Source organism: Streptomyces tailanensis (assembly GCF_008386495.1).
Classification (GTDB): Bacteria; Actinomycetota; Actinomycetes; order Streptomycetales; family Streptomycetaceae; genus Streptomyces; species Streptomyces tailanensis.
Window position 1 is genome coordinate 20,451 of the sequence record NZ_VTHJ01000041.1, and the last position, 16,129, is coordinate 36,579.

The 16,129-nt window shown below is 70.2% G+C and carries 16 protein-coding genes and 4 pseudogenes; 7 read left to right on the forward strand and 13 right to left on the reverse strand.

Translation table 11 applies throughout. The features are described 5' to 3' along the window. Nucleotides 1–3: 3 nt before the first annotated feature. Complete coding sequence (miaB, locus tag F3T56_RS28845; RefSeq protein ID WP_172639187.1) at nt 4–1,536, reverse strand: tRNA (N6-isopentenyl adenosine(37)-C2)-methylthiotransferase MiaB; 1,533 nt, start codon at nt 1,534–1,536, stop codon at nt 4–6. A gap of 114 nt (nt 1,537–1,650) precedes the next feature. On the opposite strand from miaB, the gene F3T56_RS28850 reads away from it, so the two are divergent. Both F3T56_RS28850 and F3T56_RS48285 read left to right on the forward strand, forming a co-directional pair. Further along, nucleotides 1,651–2,313, forward strand: a complete 663-nt coding sequence (locus F3T56_RS28850; RefSeq protein WP_149828307.1) for a protein-L-isoaspartate(D-aspartate) O-methyltransferase — start codon at nt 1,651–1,653, stop codon at nt 2,311–2,313. Nucleotides 2,314–2,588: 275 nt separating this feature from the next. Next, the gene (locus F3T56_RS48285) at nt 2,589–2,912 is read left to right on the forward strand and encodes a universal stress protein (RefSeq protein WP_246203969.1); all 324 of its coding nucleotides are present in this window, start codon (nt 2,589–2,591) and stop codon (nt 2,910–2,912) included. A 190-nt stretch (nt 2,913–3,102) separates the two neighbouring features. On the opposite strand, the pseudogene F3T56_RS28860 reads toward F3T56_RS48285, so the two are convergent. Then, nucleotides 3,103–3,574: pseudogene (locus tag F3T56_RS28860) on the reverse strand (beta/alpha barrel domain-containing protein); the annotation flags it as partial. A 350-nt stretch (nt 3,575–3,924) separates the two neighbouring features. Between F3T56_RS28860 and F3T56_RS47100 the strand changes: the two are divergent. The 3 genes from F3T56_RS47100 to F3T56_RS28875 are packed head-to-tail and all read left to right on the forward strand — an operon-like array spanning nt 3,925 to nt 5,224. Beyond that, nucleotides 3,925–4,050, forward strand: a complete 126-nt coding sequence (locus F3T56_RS47100) for a DUF2267 domain-containing protein (RefSeq protein ID WP_149828309.1) — start codon at nt 3,925–3,927, stop codon at nt 4,048–4,050. 45 nt (nt 4,051–4,095) lie between these two features. Next, complete coding sequence (locus F3T56_RS28870; RefSeq protein ID WP_149828310.1) at nt 4,096–4,305, forward strand: hypothetical protein; 210 nt, start codon at nt 4,096–4,098, stop codon at nt 4,303–4,305. Between the two features lie 34 nt (nt 4,306–4,339). After that, nucleotides 4,340–5,224, forward strand: coding sequence for a universal stress protein (locus F3T56_RS28875; RefSeq protein ID WP_149828311.1), 885 nt, complete (start codon nt 4,340–4,342; stop codon nt 5,222–5,224). 120 nt (nt 5,225–5,344) lie between these two features. Here F3T56_RS28875 and F3T56_RS28880 read toward each other — a convergent pair whose 3' ends face one another. Then, nucleotides 5,345–7,402 (reverse strand): aconitate hydratase, encoded by a 2,058-nt coding sequence (locus F3T56_RS28880; RefSeq protein ID WP_246203970.1) that lies wholly within the window; start codon nt 7,400–7,402, stop codon nt 5,345–5,347. Nucleotides 7,403–7,624: 222 nt separating this feature from the next. Here F3T56_RS28880 and F3T56_RS28885 point away from each other — a divergent pair, with 222 nt between their 5' ends. Further along, nucleotides 7,625–8,062: an Hsp20/alpha crystallin family protein gene (locus tag F3T56_RS28885; RefSeq protein WP_246203972.1), complete on the forward strand. Its 438-nt coding sequence runs from the start codon at nt 7,625–7,627 to the stop codon at nt 8,060–8,062. A 74-nt stretch (nt 8,063–8,136) separates the two neighbouring features. Here F3T56_RS28885 and F3T56_RS28890 read toward each other — a convergent pair whose 3' ends face one another. From F3T56_RS28890 to F3T56_RS28925, 9 genes and pseudogenes are all read right to left on the reverse strand, one after another. Continuing rightward, the gene (locus F3T56_RS28890) at nt 8,137–9,300 is read right to left on the reverse strand and encodes a site-2 protease family protein (protein ID WP_149828313.1); all 1,164 of its coding nucleotides are present in this window, start codon (nt 9,298–9,300) and stop codon (nt 8,137–8,139) included. A gap of 267 nt (nt 9,301–9,567) precedes the next feature. Beyond that, entirely contained in the window at nt 9,568–9,687 is a 120-nt protein-coding gene (locus F3T56_RS49420; protein ID WP_281291916.1) for an Hsp20/alpha crystallin family protein, read from the reverse strand. A gap of 107 nt (nt 9,688–9,794) precedes the next feature. Continuing rightward, a pseudogene (locus F3T56_RS49815) lies at nt 9,795–9,938 on the reverse strand (Hsp20/alpha crystallin family protein); the annotation flags it as partial. A gap of 259 nt (nt 9,939–10,197) precedes the next feature. Next, nucleotides 10,198–11,304, reverse strand: a pseudogene (locus F3T56_RS28900) (SpoIIE family protein phosphatase); the annotation flags it as partial. A 42-nt stretch (nt 11,305–11,346) separates the two neighbouring features. After that, a pseudogene (locus tag F3T56_RS50165) lies at nt 11,347–11,637 on the reverse strand (PAS domain-containing protein); the annotation flags it as partial. Between the two features lie 241 nt (nt 11,638–11,878). Continuing rightward, entirely contained in the window at nt 11,879–12,961 is a 1,083-nt protein-coding gene (locus F3T56_RS28905; protein ID WP_149828315.1) for a baeRF2 domain-containing protein, read from the reverse strand. 165 nt (nt 12,962–13,126) lie between these two features. Next, a complete protein-coding gene (locus tag F3T56_RS28910; protein WP_216373015.1) occupies nt 13,127–13,588 on the reverse strand; it encodes a hypothetical protein in 462 nt (153 codons plus the stop codon). A 421-nt stretch (nt 13,589–14,009) separates the two neighbouring features. Continuing rightward, nucleotides 14,010–14,588 (reverse strand): YceI family protein, encoded by a 579-nt coding sequence (locus F3T56_RS28915; protein WP_246203974.1) that lies wholly within the window; start codon nt 14,586–14,588, stop codon nt 14,010–14,012. A 357-nt stretch (nt 14,589–14,945) separates the two neighbouring features. After that, nucleotides 14,946–15,653 carry a radical SAM protein gene (locus F3T56_RS28925; protein ID WP_246203976.1) on the reverse strand — a complete coding sequence of 236 codons (708 nt, stop codon included), beginning with the start codon at nt 15,651–15,653 and terminating at the stop codon, nt 14,946–14,948. 34 nt (nt 15,654–15,687) lie between these two features. On the opposite strand from F3T56_RS28925, the gene F3T56_RS28930 reads away from it, so the two are divergent. Next, complete coding sequence (locus F3T56_RS28930; protein ID WP_149828316.1) at nt 15,688–15,897, forward strand: hypothetical protein; 210 nt, start codon at nt 15,688–15,690, stop codon at nt 15,895–15,897. A gap of 26 nt (nt 15,898–15,923) precedes the next feature. Here F3T56_RS28930 and F3T56_RS49430 read toward each other — a convergent pair whose 3' ends face one another. After that, on the reverse strand, nt 15,924–16,052 hold the full coding sequence (locus F3T56_RS49430) for a hypothetical protein (RefSeq protein ID WP_281291917.1): 129 nt from the start codon (nt 16,050–16,052) through the stop codon (nt 15,924–15,926). Nucleotides 16,053–16,129: the final 77 nt, after the last annotated feature.

Consider the following 16,129-nt stretch of genomic DNA (forward strand, 5'->3'; position numbering starts at 1 on the left):
CGGTCAGTGACCGCCGCAGCCACCCGTCGTCGCCACCGGCAGCGGCTCCGGCACACCGATCTTCGGAAGCCCCAGCATGACCCCCGCCGGCTTCTCCGCGGGCGCGGCGTTCCGCTTCTCCCAGGCGTCGCCCGCGCGCGTGCGGCGTACGTCCAGGACGGCGCCCTCGGCGAGCAGGTGGTGTGGGGCGGCGTACGTGATCTCGACGGTCACGACGTCGCCGGGGCGCACCTCCTGGTCGGGCTTGGTGAAGTGGACCAGACGGTTGTCGGGGGCACGGCCCGACAGGCGGCGCGTGGCGCCGTCCTTGCGGCCCTCACCCTCGGCGACCATCAGCTCCAGGGTGCGGCCGACCTGCTTCTTGTTCTCGCCCCAGGAGATCTCCTCCTGGAGGGCGACGAGACGCTCGTAGCGGGCCTGGACGATCTGCTTGGGGATCTGGTTCTCCATGGTCGCGGCCGGAGTGCCGGGCCGCTTGGAGTACTGGAAGGTGAACGCCTGTGCGAAGCGGGCCTCGCGGACCGCGTGCATCGTCTGCTCGAAGTCCTCCTCGGTCTCGCCGGGGAAGCCCACGATGATGTCGGTGGTGATCGCGGCGTGCGGGATGGCGGCGCGCACCTTCTCGATGATCCCCAGGTAGCGCTCCTGGCGGTACGAGCGGCGCATCGCCTTCAGGACCGTGTCCGAGCCGGACTGGAGCGGCATGTGCAGCTGCGGCATCACGTTCGGCGTCTCGGCCATGGCGGCGATCACGTCGTCGGTGAAGTCGCGTGGGTGCGGGGAGGTGAAGCGGACCCGCTCCAGGCCGTCGATGGCCCCGCAGGCCCGCAGCAGCTTGCTGAAGGCCTGGCGGTCGCCTATGTCGCTGCCGTACGCGTTCACGTTCTGGCCGAGCAGCGTGATCTCGGAGACGCCCTCGCCGACCAGGGCCTCGATCTCGGCGAGGATGTCGCCGGTCCGGCGGTCCTTCTCCTTGCCGCGCAGCGCGGGGACGATGCAGAACGTGCAGGTGTTGTTGCAGCCGACGGAGATCGACACCCAGGCCGCGTAGGCGCTCTCACGCCGGGTCGGCAGGGTGGAGGGGAAGGCTTCGAGGGACTCGGCGATCTCGACCTGTGCCTCGTCCTGGATACGGGCGCGCTCCAGCAGGACCGGCAGCTTGCCGATATTGTGCGTGCCGAAGACGACGTCCACCCAGGGCGCCTTCTTGACGATGGTGTCCCGGTCCTTCTGGGCCAGACAGCCACCGACGGCGATCTGCATGCCGGGACGGGCGGTCTTCATAGGGGCCAGGCGGCCGAGATTGCCGTAGAGACGGTTGTCGGCGTTCTCGCGTACGGCGCAGGTGTTGAAGACGACGACGTCGGCGTTGCCCTCGCCGGCGTCCTCGGGTGCCCGCACGTAACCGGCCTCTTCGAGGAGACCGGACAAGCGCTCGGAGTCGTGGACGTTCATCTGGCACCCGTAGGTTCGGATTTCGTAACTCTTGGATCCTTGAACGTCCACTGCCGGGCTCCGGTCGCTGCTGCTGGTCATTCCTCAAGGGTAGGCGCTTCCTGGGACCCCCCGCCCCAGAGCTTCCCGGAGCGGGCGCCTCGTGGCAGCCCGCAGCCCAGCGGCTGTCTAGCCTGGTGGTGTGGTGACCCGCCCGTGAACTCCGCACCCACAGAGCCCGAGGATCTCGTGCGAGCTCTAGAAGCCGCCGGGATCAGGGACGAGCGACTGCTCAAGGCCGTACGTACGACGCCCCGGGCGGGATTCGTCCCGGCCGGTCAGGAGGCCGCCGCCTACCGGGACGTACCCGTTGCCATCGGGCAGGGACAGGTCACCACACAGCCGTCGCTGTCCGCCATGATGATCGAGAGCCTTGGTCTGGACGGGAGCGAGCACGTCCTCGAGGTCGGTACCGGGCTGGGCTTCCAGACCGCGCTGCTCGCCCGGCTGGCCGCCGACGTGGTCAGCATCGAGATGCGGCCGGACCTCGCCCGGCAGGCACGCGAGAATCTCGCACGGCAGGGCGTGCGGAACGTGGAGCTGCGGGTCGGCGACGGCAGCGGTGGCGTGCCGGACCGCGCTCCATACGACGCGGTCCTCGTGTCGGCCGCGTTCCCGGAGGTGCCCGCGCCGCTCGTCGCACAGGTGCGGCCGCGCGGCCGCCTGGTGCAGCCGATCGGGCCGGGCGGGCGCGAGCAGGTGGTGCACTTCGAGCGCACCACGTCAGGGCTGGAACCGTTGCGGGTTCTGACCGCGGCCCGCTTCGTCCGGCTGCAGGGACGCCATGGCTTCCCGCCGGACGATGCGGAACATCCTTGAGGAACGCGGTCTGTCTCCGTCCTTCCGCCGGTCGCGCCCCGAGTTACGCCCCGGGCTTCCTTCCGAGCCGCGCTCGGAACCGGATGCTGCCCACGGCCACGCGCGGGCCCTCCCTTTACTCGTCCGCGACGCGTGCGACCGCTGTCGCGATGTCAGCGCCTTGGGCGGCACCGGATCGGTCAGCCCGTCGGTGCCGCCGAGGTAACGGTCGCCGGGCGACAGGGCCGCCGCTGCCGCGTGAGGGCGATGGGGTGGGGGATGTCCACCACGTCCCGGTGCGACTGATCCACGCCTGGACGCCGGTCGTCCACCCCGGTGTCCTGGCGCCCCAGATCAACATGGCCGAGGAACAGCGCCTGCACGCACAAGTGCTGAACCATGCGGCCCGGCCGATCGCGGAGTATCCCCAAGTGCACGTGGATACGGAAGTGATCATCGGTCGAGCGGCCGCCGCGCTCGTGGATGCCTCGTCCCACGCCGGCCTGCTCGTCGTGCCGCGCCACCCCCCGGCCGAGACCCTGGGGCTGCGCCTGGGCTCCGTCGTGCACGCGGCGCTGCACCACGCACACTGTCCGGTCGCCGTCGTGCCGGTCCTCTGACGGCCGCTCGGGCCATGCCGAGCCGACCCGTACGGTCTCCGCGCCGGCGAACCGGCGGCGGCCCTCGACTCCAAGAACTCGAACGGCTTCGTCGCGGTAGGCCGAACGCTGTCGTGACCGCGGCCCGCAAAGGGCATTCCTGGGCGAGGTCGCGCATGGCCCAGCCCACCGCCAGTTCGTCGCCGATCTCCGGACAGCCGGGCCGCCTGGAACCCGGCTTGCGGGCCTTGGGTCCGCCGCAAGGAGAAGTCCACGGCCGGATGTCCCGCCGCCGCGAGGGTGCATCGCGCAGCCTTGGAAGCGATCGCCGTCTGATGGCTGAGCCGGTTGAGCACGTAGGTTTCTGCCAGTTGCGCCTGCGGAAGAGGCGCGGTCACCTCCAGCAGGGGTTCTCCCGCGAGCACGATCCCTCCCTCCGGCACCGCCCGCACGTCACCTGTGAACTCCAGGCCGAGCAGGGGCTGAAGATCCTTCCGCGGCCGGTGCGGCGCGGAAGCGAAGGCGTCGACGTCCTCTGGACCGACACGGAGGTCCGCCGGGTAGCCCAGGGCGGACTCCAGCCCGGCGGCGACCAGGAAGCCGCGGTCAGGAGGCAGGTCGCGGACGAACAGGCTGAACGTCGCCGGGCGGGTCATCCCCTCGCGCAGACAGGACGTGGGCATGCCCTGCCTTGCGAGTTTCCGCGTGTCATGAACCGAAGCGCGTGGCTCAGCCTGTGGTTCTCGCGATGCCGTGCTGTGGCGCGGCTGCCAACCAGTTCCGTCCGCCCTAGCATGGAAACCAAGGGCAGGAAAGAGAAGCCGGCGCATGAGCCTCGTGTTCCGCATGTGGTACGCCGCCGGGCAGGTACCACTGGTGCCCGCGCCACTTCTGAGTTGAGCCGACCGTTCCCGGCGCCGAACACCGCCCGCCCGGAGGCGCGGCAATCCCGGCAGCGCATGGGCGCCGCGGAAGACCGGAAGGGCAGGACCGATGCCTACCACACATCCACCCGAAGGTCGCGGCCGAAGACGTGCCCCGGATCGTTCCCGCCGTCACCACCGTCGTACGCGAACACGTCTCCCCCGGGCAACTGGAGGTGGCATTGGAGCAACTGCCGCACGACATCCGCGTGCTCCAGCTCCAGCCGGCTGTCTGAGTTCTGCGCACGCGCCCGCCACCCAATTTCGCAAGGGAGCACGACATGTCGCAGAACCGTTCCCCTGAATCCGATGCAGCGACCGGGCCGGAGGCCCGGCTGAGCCGACTGGAAGCACAGGTCGCGACCCTGGCCGAGGCAGTTCGGGCACTCGCCCGTGGGCTGGAGAACATTCCGTCAGAAAACGTTCCGCCTCAGGAGGCGGAACGCGGCGCGCGACTCGCCCACGAACTCCTGCTCTCCCAGGGCCTGTAGGCGCAGCGTCGCGCCGGAGGAGATGGAGTCGGGGATGGCGCGTGCAGAGGAACGTAAACCGATCGTGGTCGGCGTCGACCCCGATCCGGGGAGATGCACGGCGCTCGCCTGGGCCGCCGACGAGGCGCACCGGCGACGTCGGCCCCTGCTGCTGGTCCTCACGCAGAACCTGCCGACCCCCGGGTACCGGCCCACAGGCGGGCGGCCGTCGTGGGAGGAGTGGAACGAGGCGCTGCATGCGAAGGGGGATCGGGAGCTGAAGGAGGCAGTCGCCTTCGTCGAGTCCCGGCATCCGCAGGTGACAGTGTCCGGGCTGTTGGCAGAGGGGCACCCAGCATGGGTACTGGGCGAGCAGGCACAGAACGCCAAGGAGGTCGTGCTCGGTTCCTGGCACCTGAGTGCTGTCCGGGAACTCTTCACCTCCGCCGCCGTCGCCCTGCCGCTCATCACCCACGCACCTTGCCCCGTGGTGGTCGTTCCGGAGCTGGAACACAGCGGGCAGCCGCAGCCACACTTCGTGGTGGGGGTCGACGGGAGCCCTCAGTCCGCCGGCGCCGTCGACTTCGCCTTCGAGGAGGCCGCGTTGCGCGGCGCGGCCCTGCGGGCTCTGTACGTGTGGCATCCTCCGCGGCTCGGAGTCCTGGACGAGGACGCGGCCGTCCGGGAATGCCGCAGGCTGCTGTCGGAGACGGTTACAGCGTGTGCCGACGCCCATCCGGAGGTGGAACTGCACCACGAGGTCGTGAGAGGCCACCCGGTACAGGTCCTCACCGAGGCGTCCGAAGACACCTTCGGCCTGGTCGTCGGCACACGTGGGCACGGCGGCTTCGCCGGCATGCTGCTGGGCTCCGTCAGTCAGGGCGTACTGCACCACGCGCACTGCCCGGTCATCACCGTCCCCTATGCGCACGACCGGTAGCCCCGCTGCGGCCACGAAGAGCGGCGTGAGCAGGACGGACAGCAACAGCCGCAGATCCAGGGCACTACGGCAAGCGGCCACCTGTCAGCCCGTGGGCAACGAGTCGGGGCGGTGACCGGGTCAGTCGCTGTGGGGACTGAGGTCGCCCGGGTCCGCCGGAGTGGCCAGGGTCTCGGAGGCCACGCCTCCGGGGTGCTGTCGCTCCTCGCGGGCGAGGGCCGCGATGGTGCCTCCGGCGAGTACGGTGCGGCGGCGGCCGTCGGACAGGCGGTGGCGGACCTGGTAGGTCTCGTCCTTGGTGGTGTTGTGCAGCCGCAGCAGGGGCTCGGCTCCGGATGCCAGCGCCGTGCGGAGGTTCTCCAGCCGTAGTCGGTCACCGGTGTCGATGCGGTGGTAGTCGCCCGGGTCGTCGAACTCCAGTGGCAGGACGCCGAAGTTGGCCAGGTTCTGCCAGTGGATGCGGGCGTAGGACTTGGCGACGACCACGCGCAGCCCCAGATGACGTGGGGTGATCGCGGCGTGCTCGCGGGAGGAGCCCTGGCCGTAGTTCTCCCCTCCGACGACGAAGTGCCCGCCGGGCCTGCCGTCGGTGGCCAGCTCGGCGGCGTGCCGGGGGTAGTCCGGGTCGATCCGGGTGAAGGTGAACTCGGCGAGTCTCGGGATGTTCGAACGGTACGGCAGTGCTTTCGCGCCGGCCGGGGAGATCTCGTCGGTGGAGACGTTGTCGCCGCATTTGAGGAGGACCGGGCCGGTCAGTTCGTCGGGCAGCGGGTCGAGGTCGGGCAGTCCGGAGATGTTGGGGCCGCGTTCCAGCTCGACCTGGGCCGCCTTCTCGGGCGGCAGCGGGGGCTCGAGCATCGCGCGGTTGACCGACGCGTGTTCGGGCAGGCGTAGCCGCGGATACGGCACCCCCTCCCTGGCCGCCCAGGCGCGAGGGTCGGTGATCTCGCCGGTGAGGGCGCAGACCGCGGCCGTCTCGGGGGAGCACAGCCACACCGCGTCCTCCTCGGTGCCGGAGCGGCCGGGGAAGTTGCGCGGGAAGGTGCGCAGGCTGTTGCGTCCCGGTGCGGGGGCCTGGCCCATGCCGATGCAGCCGAGGCACCCGGCCTGGTGGATACGGGCTCCCGCGGCGACCAGATCGAAGGTGGAGCCCGCTTTCGTGAGATCCGCGAGGATCTCACGGGAGGTGGGGTTGACGTCGAAGCTGACGGCGGGGTGGGTCTGGCGGCCGACGACGATGGCGGCGGCCATGGCGAAGTCGCGCAGGCCCGGGTTGGCGGAGGAGCCGATGACGGCCTGCCCGATGGGCTCACCCGCGACCTCCCGCACCGCCACGACGTTGCCCGGCGAGGTGGGACGAGCGATGAGAGGTTCGAGCGTGGAGAGGTCGATCTCGTCGGTCAGATCGTGGACGGCGTCCGGCTCGGCGGCCAACTCACGGAAGTCGGCCTCGCGGTCCTCGCCGCGCAGGAACTCGCGCACCGCGGCATCGGCGGGGAAGACGGAGGTGGTCGCGCCGAGTTCGGCGCCCATGTTGGCGATGACGTGCCGGTCCATGGCGGTCAGATCGGCCAGGCCCGGGCCGTGGTACTCCAGGATTCGGTTGACCGCGCCTTTGACGCCGTGGCGCCGCAGCAGTTCCAATACCACATCCTTGGCGCTCACCCACTCCGGCAGCCGGCCGGTCAGGCGGATTCCCCAGATCTCCGGCATGGTCACGTGCAGGGACCGTCCGGCCATGGCGAGCGCGACTTCCAGGCCCCCGGTGCCGAGTGCGAGCATGCCGAGCGACCCGGCGGCGCAGGTGTGCGAGTCGGATCCGGCGAGCGTCCTGCCGGGGATGCCGAAGCGTTGCATGTGGGTGGGGTGGGAGACGCCGTTGCCGGGCTTGGAGTACCAGATGCCGAAGCGGCGGCAGGCGGAGCGGAGGAAGGCGTGGTCCTCAGCGTTGCGCTCGTCCGCCTGGAGCAGGTTGTGGTCGACGTACTGGACGCTGACCTCGGTACGGACCCGGTCCAGGCCGAGGGCCTCCAGCTCCTGCATCACCAGGGTGCCGGTGGCGTCCTGGGTGAGCGTCTGGTCGATCCGCAGCCCGATCTCCCGGCCCGGCTCCATCGCGCCGTCGACGAGATGATCGGCGATGAGCCGGTGTGCCAGCGTGCCGTGGGAAAGCGTCACAACCTCCAGACTGCGTCCTTCGCCCCGCGGGCGGCAAGCCGACGCGTGCCCTGCTGACTGGCCGCACCACCTTCGAACAACGTGAGGAGCCTCCGAGCGGGCACTCGGCGCGTCGACGGTCGGAAGACACTCACTGAGGGGCGGACTGTCATGACTCTGCCTGCACGACGCACCTCCGGCAGGCCGGCTGAGCGGCCGTTCGCCGGCTGGATGAGGGATCCCATGGCCGAATTCGACGACCTGGTCAGCCGCGTGGGGTCGCTGTTGGAATCCACACTCGGCACGGCGCCCGCGACCAGGGGTATGGCCTGGTCACCCGCGGCCACGGGCGTGGCCTTCGCACCGCTGGCCGACTTCTGCGAGACCGACGACGCCTATCTGATCGAGGTCGACCTGCCCGGCGTCAGACGCGAGGACATCGACATCGAGCTGAGCGACCGGGAGCTGATCATCAGCGGCGAGATCGGGGAACGGGAACGGACTGGCACCATGCGCCAGGCCATGAGGCGTACGGGGCGCTTCGAATACCGGGCGCTGCTGCCTGGTGAAGTCAACACCGAAGGGACTGATGCCACGCTCCGTGAGGGAGTGCTGACCATCAAGGTTCCGAAGGCGGAAACGGCCAAGCCCCGCCGCATCGAGATCACAGCCGGGGAGTGAGGGACAAGGGCCGGCCCACCGCCGGACCAGGGTCGGGTATGCCTCGTGCCGCACAGGGGCTGCTCGCGCCGTCGTCAGGTCGGGTACCCGCGCCTCTGGCGGAGGCCGCTGTTCCAGGGCGTCGAGGTGAGCCAGGTGAGCATTCGGTTGATGTCGGACGAGGACACGATGCCGACCAGCCGGCCCTCGTCCATGACCAGTGCACGGCGCGCGGGAGAGGACTCCAGTTTGAGCAGCAGACCGCCCAGGGGTTCGTCGGGGCCGGTGGTGACAACCTCGTCCATGGGGAACATGGCGTCCGCGACGCTGGCATCCGCACCGTCCTGTGCCGCTGTCTCCTGGGCACGGTGGACGGTCACCAGTCCCACTGGCGCAGCATCGTCGTCGGACATCACGGGGAACGCGGAGTGCCGGTATCGGAACGCGGGGCCTTGCAGCAGTTCCGCGAGGGTCAACCCGGCGTGGGCGAACACCGGATCGGGTGTCATGGCCTGGCGTACGGAGACCCGGTTCAGCGCTTCCTTCGTCTGTGCCTGGCCTCCTTCGACCGTCGCGGCGGCGATGAGGAACCAGCCGATGAGTACCAGCCAGAGCCCGCCGAGTCCGCCCTGGAGGACCTCGTAGAGGCCCAGCAGAACGAGGGCCCAGCCCAGGACGCGGCCGGCGGTGGTGGCGACCGACGTGGCCCGCAGCCGGTTTCCGGTACGCCACCACACGAACGCCCGCAGCAGCCGGCCGCCGTCGAGCGGCGCGGCCGGCAGGGCGTTGAACACGGCGAGCAGCACATTGATCCCGGCCAGCCACGCCACCGCCTCGACGAGGAGGCCGGACAAGCCCAATGCCACCAGCACGGCCGTCAGCGCCGCGAGCACGATGCCCAGGACCAGGCTGACCAGCGGGCCCACTCCCGCGACCCGTAGCTCAGCGCCTGGGCTGGGCGCCTCGTCCTTGAGCCGGGCGGCGCCGCCGAGCAGCCACAGCGTGATGCTGTCCGCCTCCATGCCGTTGCGGCGGGCGACGACGGCGTGGGCGACCTCATGGGCCAGGAGCGACCCGAAGAACACCAGGGCCGTGAGGATGCCCACCAGCCAGTACTGCCAGCCGGGCCGGCCTGGGTGGGCCTCGGGCAGCCGGCCTTCCGACAGGCCGACCGCGATGATCAGGAAGATGACCAGGACGCTCCAGTGGACGCCGACACGGATGCCGGCGATGTGTCCGAGCCGAAACGTCTCACCCACCGGTCTCACCGTTCCGAATGCCGTCGTGTCGCCTTCCGGCCCCGGACTCCACGGCCCCGACAGGCCAGGCAGGTGCCTCGGTGGGTACCCATCGAGGAGATCCCCACACGTGGCCCGTCAACGTGTCTTCCAGCCGCCAGTCCTCTCCCAGGGGTCCGTGTCACCTTCTCCCTGCGCCGGCCGATCGGCCGGCGCAGGGCGGCTGAGAAAACCGCGCCCGGGAGTGCGGCTGTCGCGCGACGGTCTCTCGGCCCGGCACTGGGCCTGTCAGGACTCGGCGATCTCGATGTGCCGCGGCTTGGTGGCCTGTGCCTTGGGCACGGTGATGGTCAGCACGCCGTCGTGGAGGGTCGCGCTGGCCTCGTCCGACCTGACATCTGCGGGCAAAAGGGCCTGGTACTCGAAGCGGCCCGGTGGCCGGTGCGGCGGGTGCTGCGGCGCAGGACGCCCTCGCGCTCCCGTTCCTTGCAGTCCCCTGTGATGTGCACTTCCCGCTCGCTCATCTCGATGTCGATGTCGTCGCGCTTGATTCCGGGCGGTTCCGCCTCGATCAGATAGGCGTCGTCGGTCTCCCGCATGTCGGCCGCGGGCGACCATGCGGCGGGAGCGGTGGCGGCGCCTTCCAGCAGCCGGTTCATGCGCTCGAACAACTCGTCGAGCTCCGCGGCGACCGGACCACCCCACCGAATCCGGGGAACGACCTCTCCAGCAGGCTGCCGGGCCGTGAGCGCCGGCTCGGTACGTCCGAGTACCCGCCGCAGCTGCGCCCGCGGCTCCGTGTAGTCACACCTGCCGGGTCCTCGCAAGGTACTCACGCTGGTTGCCGTGATCCCACCACGTGATCCGCTGTCTGTGGTCTTCCTGCGAGCAGGTGCGCCGGGCCCTGGGGCGAGGAATCGGTCGAGGCTGCTCCGCCCAGATGGTCTTTCCTGTCGGTGTGTGACGGGTGCCCCAGCGCTCGGCGAGCTGGCCGACCAGGAACAGGCCGCGGCCGCCCTCGTCCAGGACACGGGCGCGGCGCGCGTGGGGAGAGGTATTGCTGGCGTCGGAGACCTCGCAGATCAGAGCGCCCGCGGCGAAGCCGCTCATCGACTCCGTGCGGATAAGCCGCAGCTGGATGGGGGCTTCGGCGTGCCGGATGGCGTTGGTGACCAGCTCGCTGACGATCAGCTCAGTGGTCGGGACGGCGTCCTGCATGCCCCAGGTCGTGAGCTGGTCGGCGGCCCGTCGGCGCGCGTCGGCGACGATGACGGGCACTGCGGGCAGGTCCCAGGTGGCCACGTGCGCGGGGTCCAGGGCGTTGGTGCGGGCCACCAACAGGGCGACGTCGTCGTCCGGGTGCTCGGGCAGGAGTGCCGTGATGAGGTTGTCGCAGATGGCTTCCAGCGAAGGGGTGGGTCCGGCCAGTACGTGCGCGAGTTCCTGCATTCCGCTGTCGATGTCGCGGTCGTGGGCCTCGACCAGTCCGTCCGTGTACAGGACGAGCAGGCTGCCCTCTGGCAGGCGTACGTCGGCGGCCTCGAAGGGGAGTCCGCCCACCCCCAGAGGGGGTCCGGGGGCCAGGGCGATGAAGTCCACGGAACCGTCCGGCAGAACCACTGCAGGTGCGGGGTGGCCGGCGCTGGCCAGGGTGCAGTGCCGGGAGACCGGGTCGTAGACCGCGTACAGGCACGTCGCGCCGACCTCCCCGGCGGATTCGATGCCCTCTTCGATCTCTTCGAGGATGAGGTCGTCGAGGTGGGTCAGCAGTTCATCGGGAGGGAGATCGACATCCGCCAGGGTGCGGATCTCGCTGCGTAGCTGGCCCATGGTGATGGCCGCCTGGATGCCGTGGCCGACGACATCGCCGACGACGAGAGCCACCCGGGCACCGGACAGGGGGATGACGTCGAACCAGTCGCCGCCCACACCGGCCTGCGGATCCGCGGGCCGGTAACGCATCGCCGTCTCGACCGCCGGCTGCGCGGGCCGGTGATACAGAAGCAGGCGGCGCTGCAGGGCCAAGTCCGCGCTGTCGGCCTCCTCTGGAGCGGCGTGGATGAACCACACGACGTGGTCATCGGCCCCTACCAGCGGGTAGGCCCGCACATCGGCCTCGATCGTGTGGCCGTCCTGGTCACGCAGCGCGACCCGCCCGGCCCACGGCTCCTGCTGGGCCAGGCTCCGCCACGCCGAGTCGGGAAGGCGAGCGGCAAGAAGATCGGTCGCCGGCCGTCCGATCGCCTCGCCCGGCTCGTACCCGAGAAGCAGCCGGGCATCCCGGCTCCACGCCGCTACGACTCCTCGCTCATCCACCGCAACCGCAGCACTTTGCGCCGCCAGAGTGTGGTCATACATAACCCTCACCCCCTACTCTCCAGTGTGCTACCGGGCCCGAAGCGCAGGTTCTGAGGGTGAATAGGCGAGGTGCACCATGCGAAGGCTGCCGGGCCGGAGAGATCGCGGCCGGACTGACCCAAACGACAGGGCCTAGGAGGCTCAGTCAGCCAGGGCCGGCTCCTTGTTCGGCCGCGGAAGCACGTTACGTATCAGACGTGTCGGCGGGAGCTGCGGCCCCGTCGCCACGACCAGCCCGCGGTCAATGGCGCAGGAGTACGCCGATCCCGTCCTCCAGGGGCGTCTGATGTCGGGGGACGACGATCAGTTCGGCACCGGTGGTGACGGCGGCGTACAGCAGGGCGGCGTCCGCGGGCTGTTGCTCGTAGCCGATCGCGCCGAAGGTTTGCAGGTCGTCGGCGGACAGGGCGATCTGGTCGGGGTCGGTGCCGAGCCAGAGCGGAGGCCACTGCTCGACCGGGTGGTTGACCACGAGGGCGTCGGCCTGGCCACGCTGCAGGGCAGCGACGGCGGCGGACAGACCCTCGCCGGCGCGATCGCGGGCGCGCTGGGCGGCGAAGGTCTCCAGCCGGTCGCGGTCGTGGGCGGAGAGGCGGCCGCGGAAGAGCGCGGCGAGCTGCCGCTCGAGCAGGGCCCGACCGGTCTCCACGATGTCCTGTCCGTTGCCGGGGACGGTGGCCACACGGTTGCGTATCGGGGCAGGCAGGCGGTTGACCAGGACGCCACGGGCCCAGGTGTCCCCGCAGAGCACGAGGGTGTCGGCGTGGCCGACGTCGACGAGGTGGGCCAGCTCCTCGGCGAGCCGCCTGGCCTCCTGGTGCCATTGGTCGATCGGTATGTGCAGGTGGGTGAGGGCGCGGGGGGCGACGGAGCTGCTGGGCCAGCGTCCGGTCTGCAGTTCCACATGCAGGTCTTCGGAGGCGGTGTGGCTGTTCGCGGGTTTGACGCGGGTGAGGACGGCGGCGGCGTAGGGGATGTCGGGGGCGTGCTGCAGCGCCAGGGGCATGGCGTCGGGGAGCAGGGCGTAGCCGGCTCTGTCCACGGGGGGAGGTTGCGGCAGTTCCTCGGTGAGGACCAGTTCGCCGTGGGTGGCGAAGAGGGCCTGGCCGTGGCGGCCTGGCAGGTGGGCGTCGGTCCCTACGGCAGCGGCGGAGACCTCGGCGGTGGCCGGGTCCGCGCCGAGTTCGATGAGGTCCGAGCGCGCGTGGCGCCGGTGCAGTTCGATCGCCTTGTCCGGGTCGTCGATGTCCCGGGAGGTGTCCACGTAGACGGAGGCGTACGGGCCCGGCATGGCGTACAGGGTGTCCAGGAAATGCAGCCTCATCGGGATCGCTCCTTTCTCCGGTGCACGCGGCCTACTGCCGGGCTGCCTTGTCGAGGCGGGTACGGCGGACGATGTCCTGCGGTGCGGAGCCCCGGAGCGGCCGGCGCCGAGTCCGAGCGGCGAACTGCCCTGCGCCGTCTTCGCCGGCCACGGCCATCTGACCGCTCACCTCAGTGCTTTCCCGTTCTTGGCCGACTTTCTCCACTCTCTCCGGGAAGCCTCCGCCTCCTCGGCGACGGGAAGGGGCTGTCGCCAGGGGGTGGATGCTTCGATGCCCGGTACGGAACCCCGCAGCCGTTCGGCCGTGGCCTCCGCGTCGTCCCGCACCGAGACGGCCAGGAGTCTGAAGGGAGCCGTGGGCGCAGTTCGACGCACATCACGGGCTCGCCGGGCCGGACCGCCACGAAGTCCTGTCCGCCCGGGTCCCCGCGTGCCGGCGCACAGCACGCCGGGAATCCAGACTCCGTGCAGAGCAACTCCGCGCAGGGCACGCCACCAGTCGGGTTCCACCGTCACACGGGACACCGCCGCCAGCGGCACGCGCACACTTCCGCGGTGCGCGGCAGCCGTCTCCCGCCACGACAGGCGCACCACGAGGTCGTCGTCCTTCACGAGGATCCGAGCCACGTTCACTCCCTCCCCTCCATCCTCGCTCCGGACTGGGGAGGCGGCACAAAGACGCCGGGCAGGCGACGGTCTCACCGTGCGGTCGCCCGGCATGTTCACGTGCTCTTCGGGGACGGCGTGAGGGTGAGTGACGACGGGGCACTGGTCGAGCATTCCCGCTGCCGCTGCGGCGCCACCTGGGCCAAGACGTATCGGGTGGCCGACGGCGCCTCCGAGGAGTGAGCACCGGCGAGGCCAGATGATGATGCCACCCGCGATGGCCGTCCGCCGGCGGCGAGTGCATTCGGTATGGCTGCATAACGACCGGATGGCTGCATAACGACCGGCCGCGGTCACGGCGGGAGACAGCCGAGGAGGCGCTCGCCGAGTGGGCGGCCTGATGTGACGAGTTACATTGCCTCATGGCTCCCCCTGCGCGCGGCTACCCGCGCGCAGGGCCAGGCAGCGGCTCGAGCTTGGTCACGGCGTATTCGATCCGAACGTCGTCGGCCAGTTTCAGGGCGCCCAGGAACGCGGTGTACGGCTTGATCCCGAAGGCGGACTGAGTGACGCCGGCCCAGCCGCACACCATGCCGTCGCCGTCGCTGCCGCCGTGCACGGTGACCGGTTGGGTCCGGCCCTTGATGGTGAGGTCCCCGGTGATCTCGAAGTCCTCGGGTGTTCCGGTGATGCCTGTGGAGCGGAAGGTGATGGTGGGGTGCGCCGCGGTGTGCAGCAGTGCCTCACTCTCCAACGTCCGTTTGATCTCCGCTTTGTCGGCGTCGCTGAGGGGTTTGAGCCCTCCTGCGCCCTCCCGGACGCTGAGTGACCCCGTCTCGACCGTCACGGTCACCGACGACTCCCCCGGGTCTTTCGTGACAACCACCGCTTTCCCCGCCCACCGGGTTGCCTCGATCGTGAGGTCGTGCCCCGCCTTCCGGCCGAGCCCGGCACGGCTGGTCTTGATCAGCAGACGGCCGGAAGGCGACCCGAAGCCATACATTCCATCACTTACTGTCACATAGTTGACTGTAGGCGATGACGGTGGATGCGCATCCTGAGGTGTGCGGGTATGGCGTGCCGCTCTGGTGAACCTCGAAGGCAAGGCACCCCCGGCATGGGCTGTCGGCGGCGTTCCCGGAGGTGCCCGACCCTCTGGTCGCGCAGGCGCGGCCGTCAGCGCCCACGCGGGCACCGCAATCAGGACGACCAGGAACCAGGCAGCCGCGAGATCCCACGCCGGCAGCAAACCTCCGCCCGCTCCGGCCGGCGCAGGCGACTGCGAAGGTGCGGGAACGGAGGTCCGGGTGAAGCTCATCGGCGCGCCCTCCTACAGATACATCCGGCAGACAACTGCTCGGGCGGCAGGCGCAGTTCCTCAATCGGCGGTCGGTCCGGAGAGTCCGGCGGCGGCGAGTGCTCGGCGAAGGTCGACTGCGGTAGTGCCATCCGCGTGGCGGTAGAGCCGGCAGGACACGCTGGGCTGGGACTCGGCCGTGGCGAACGGGTCGACGTCGTCGATGATGTCGCCCAACTCGTGTTCGTTGAGACCTCGTTCGACGGCGGCGACCAGGGTGACGGTCAGTCCGGCCGCGGCGCAATTGTCCAGCGCCTTCTGCTTGAGCGTGCGAAGGTCCCGGCCGCGGATCTTCAGGTGGGTGCGCTCGTCGAAGCCGTCAAACTGCCGATAGATGTTCAGCGAGCGGCCGGGCGTCTGGTTGCGCTTACCGAGTTCGGTGACGAAGCGCTGGTCGGTGGCCAGGCGGATGCCGTTGGTGTTGAGGGTGACGTTCTTGATCGGGCGGGCCTGGGCGAGGTCGATGAAGTCGAGGATGTGCTTGTGGATGGTGGGCTCTCCTCCGGAGAACATCACCACCTCCGCCTCGCCCTCGCCTGCGACGAACGCGTCGAGCATGGCCGCGCACTGCTCCTGGGTGATGGCGTAGCCGTCGGGTTGGTGGCCGGAGTCGGCGAAGCAGATCGGGCAGTCCAGGTTGCAGCCGGCGTTGACCTCGATGATGCCGAGGCAGGCGTGCTGCTTGTGCTCCGGGCACAGCCCGCAGTCGCTCGGGCAGCCGTCCTTCACCTCGGTCTGGAAGGTGAGGGGGATGGTGCCGGGTTTGTTGAACGCACACCAGCTCGCCGACGATCAGCAGCACCGCCAGCACGGTCGCGGCGGCGCCCTGCACCAGGCCGTACGCGCCGAGGACGGCCGGCATCTCGCTCATGGAGGCGAGCTGCCCGATCCCCATCGCTGTGCAGATCGCACCCAGCACGAGCCGTACACCATGGCCACGACGCTACGGCCGTGCTGCGGCCGGGAACTGTAAGCGCGCTCACCGAACCCGCCACTTGGTCACCGGCGGCCGAAGCGGCGCTCGGCTTCGGCCTTGACTGCTGCGAGGGAGACGGCGACCGTGGCCTCCCAGCGGGCGGCCGCCACAGCTCCGCACCACCGGCCCAGCCGCCACAGGTCCGTGCTCATCTACTCCTCGTACACCCAGCCGGTGGCCGGATAGGTGATCGACAGCGCCAAGGTCGTCGTCCTCCGCCATGGCGGAG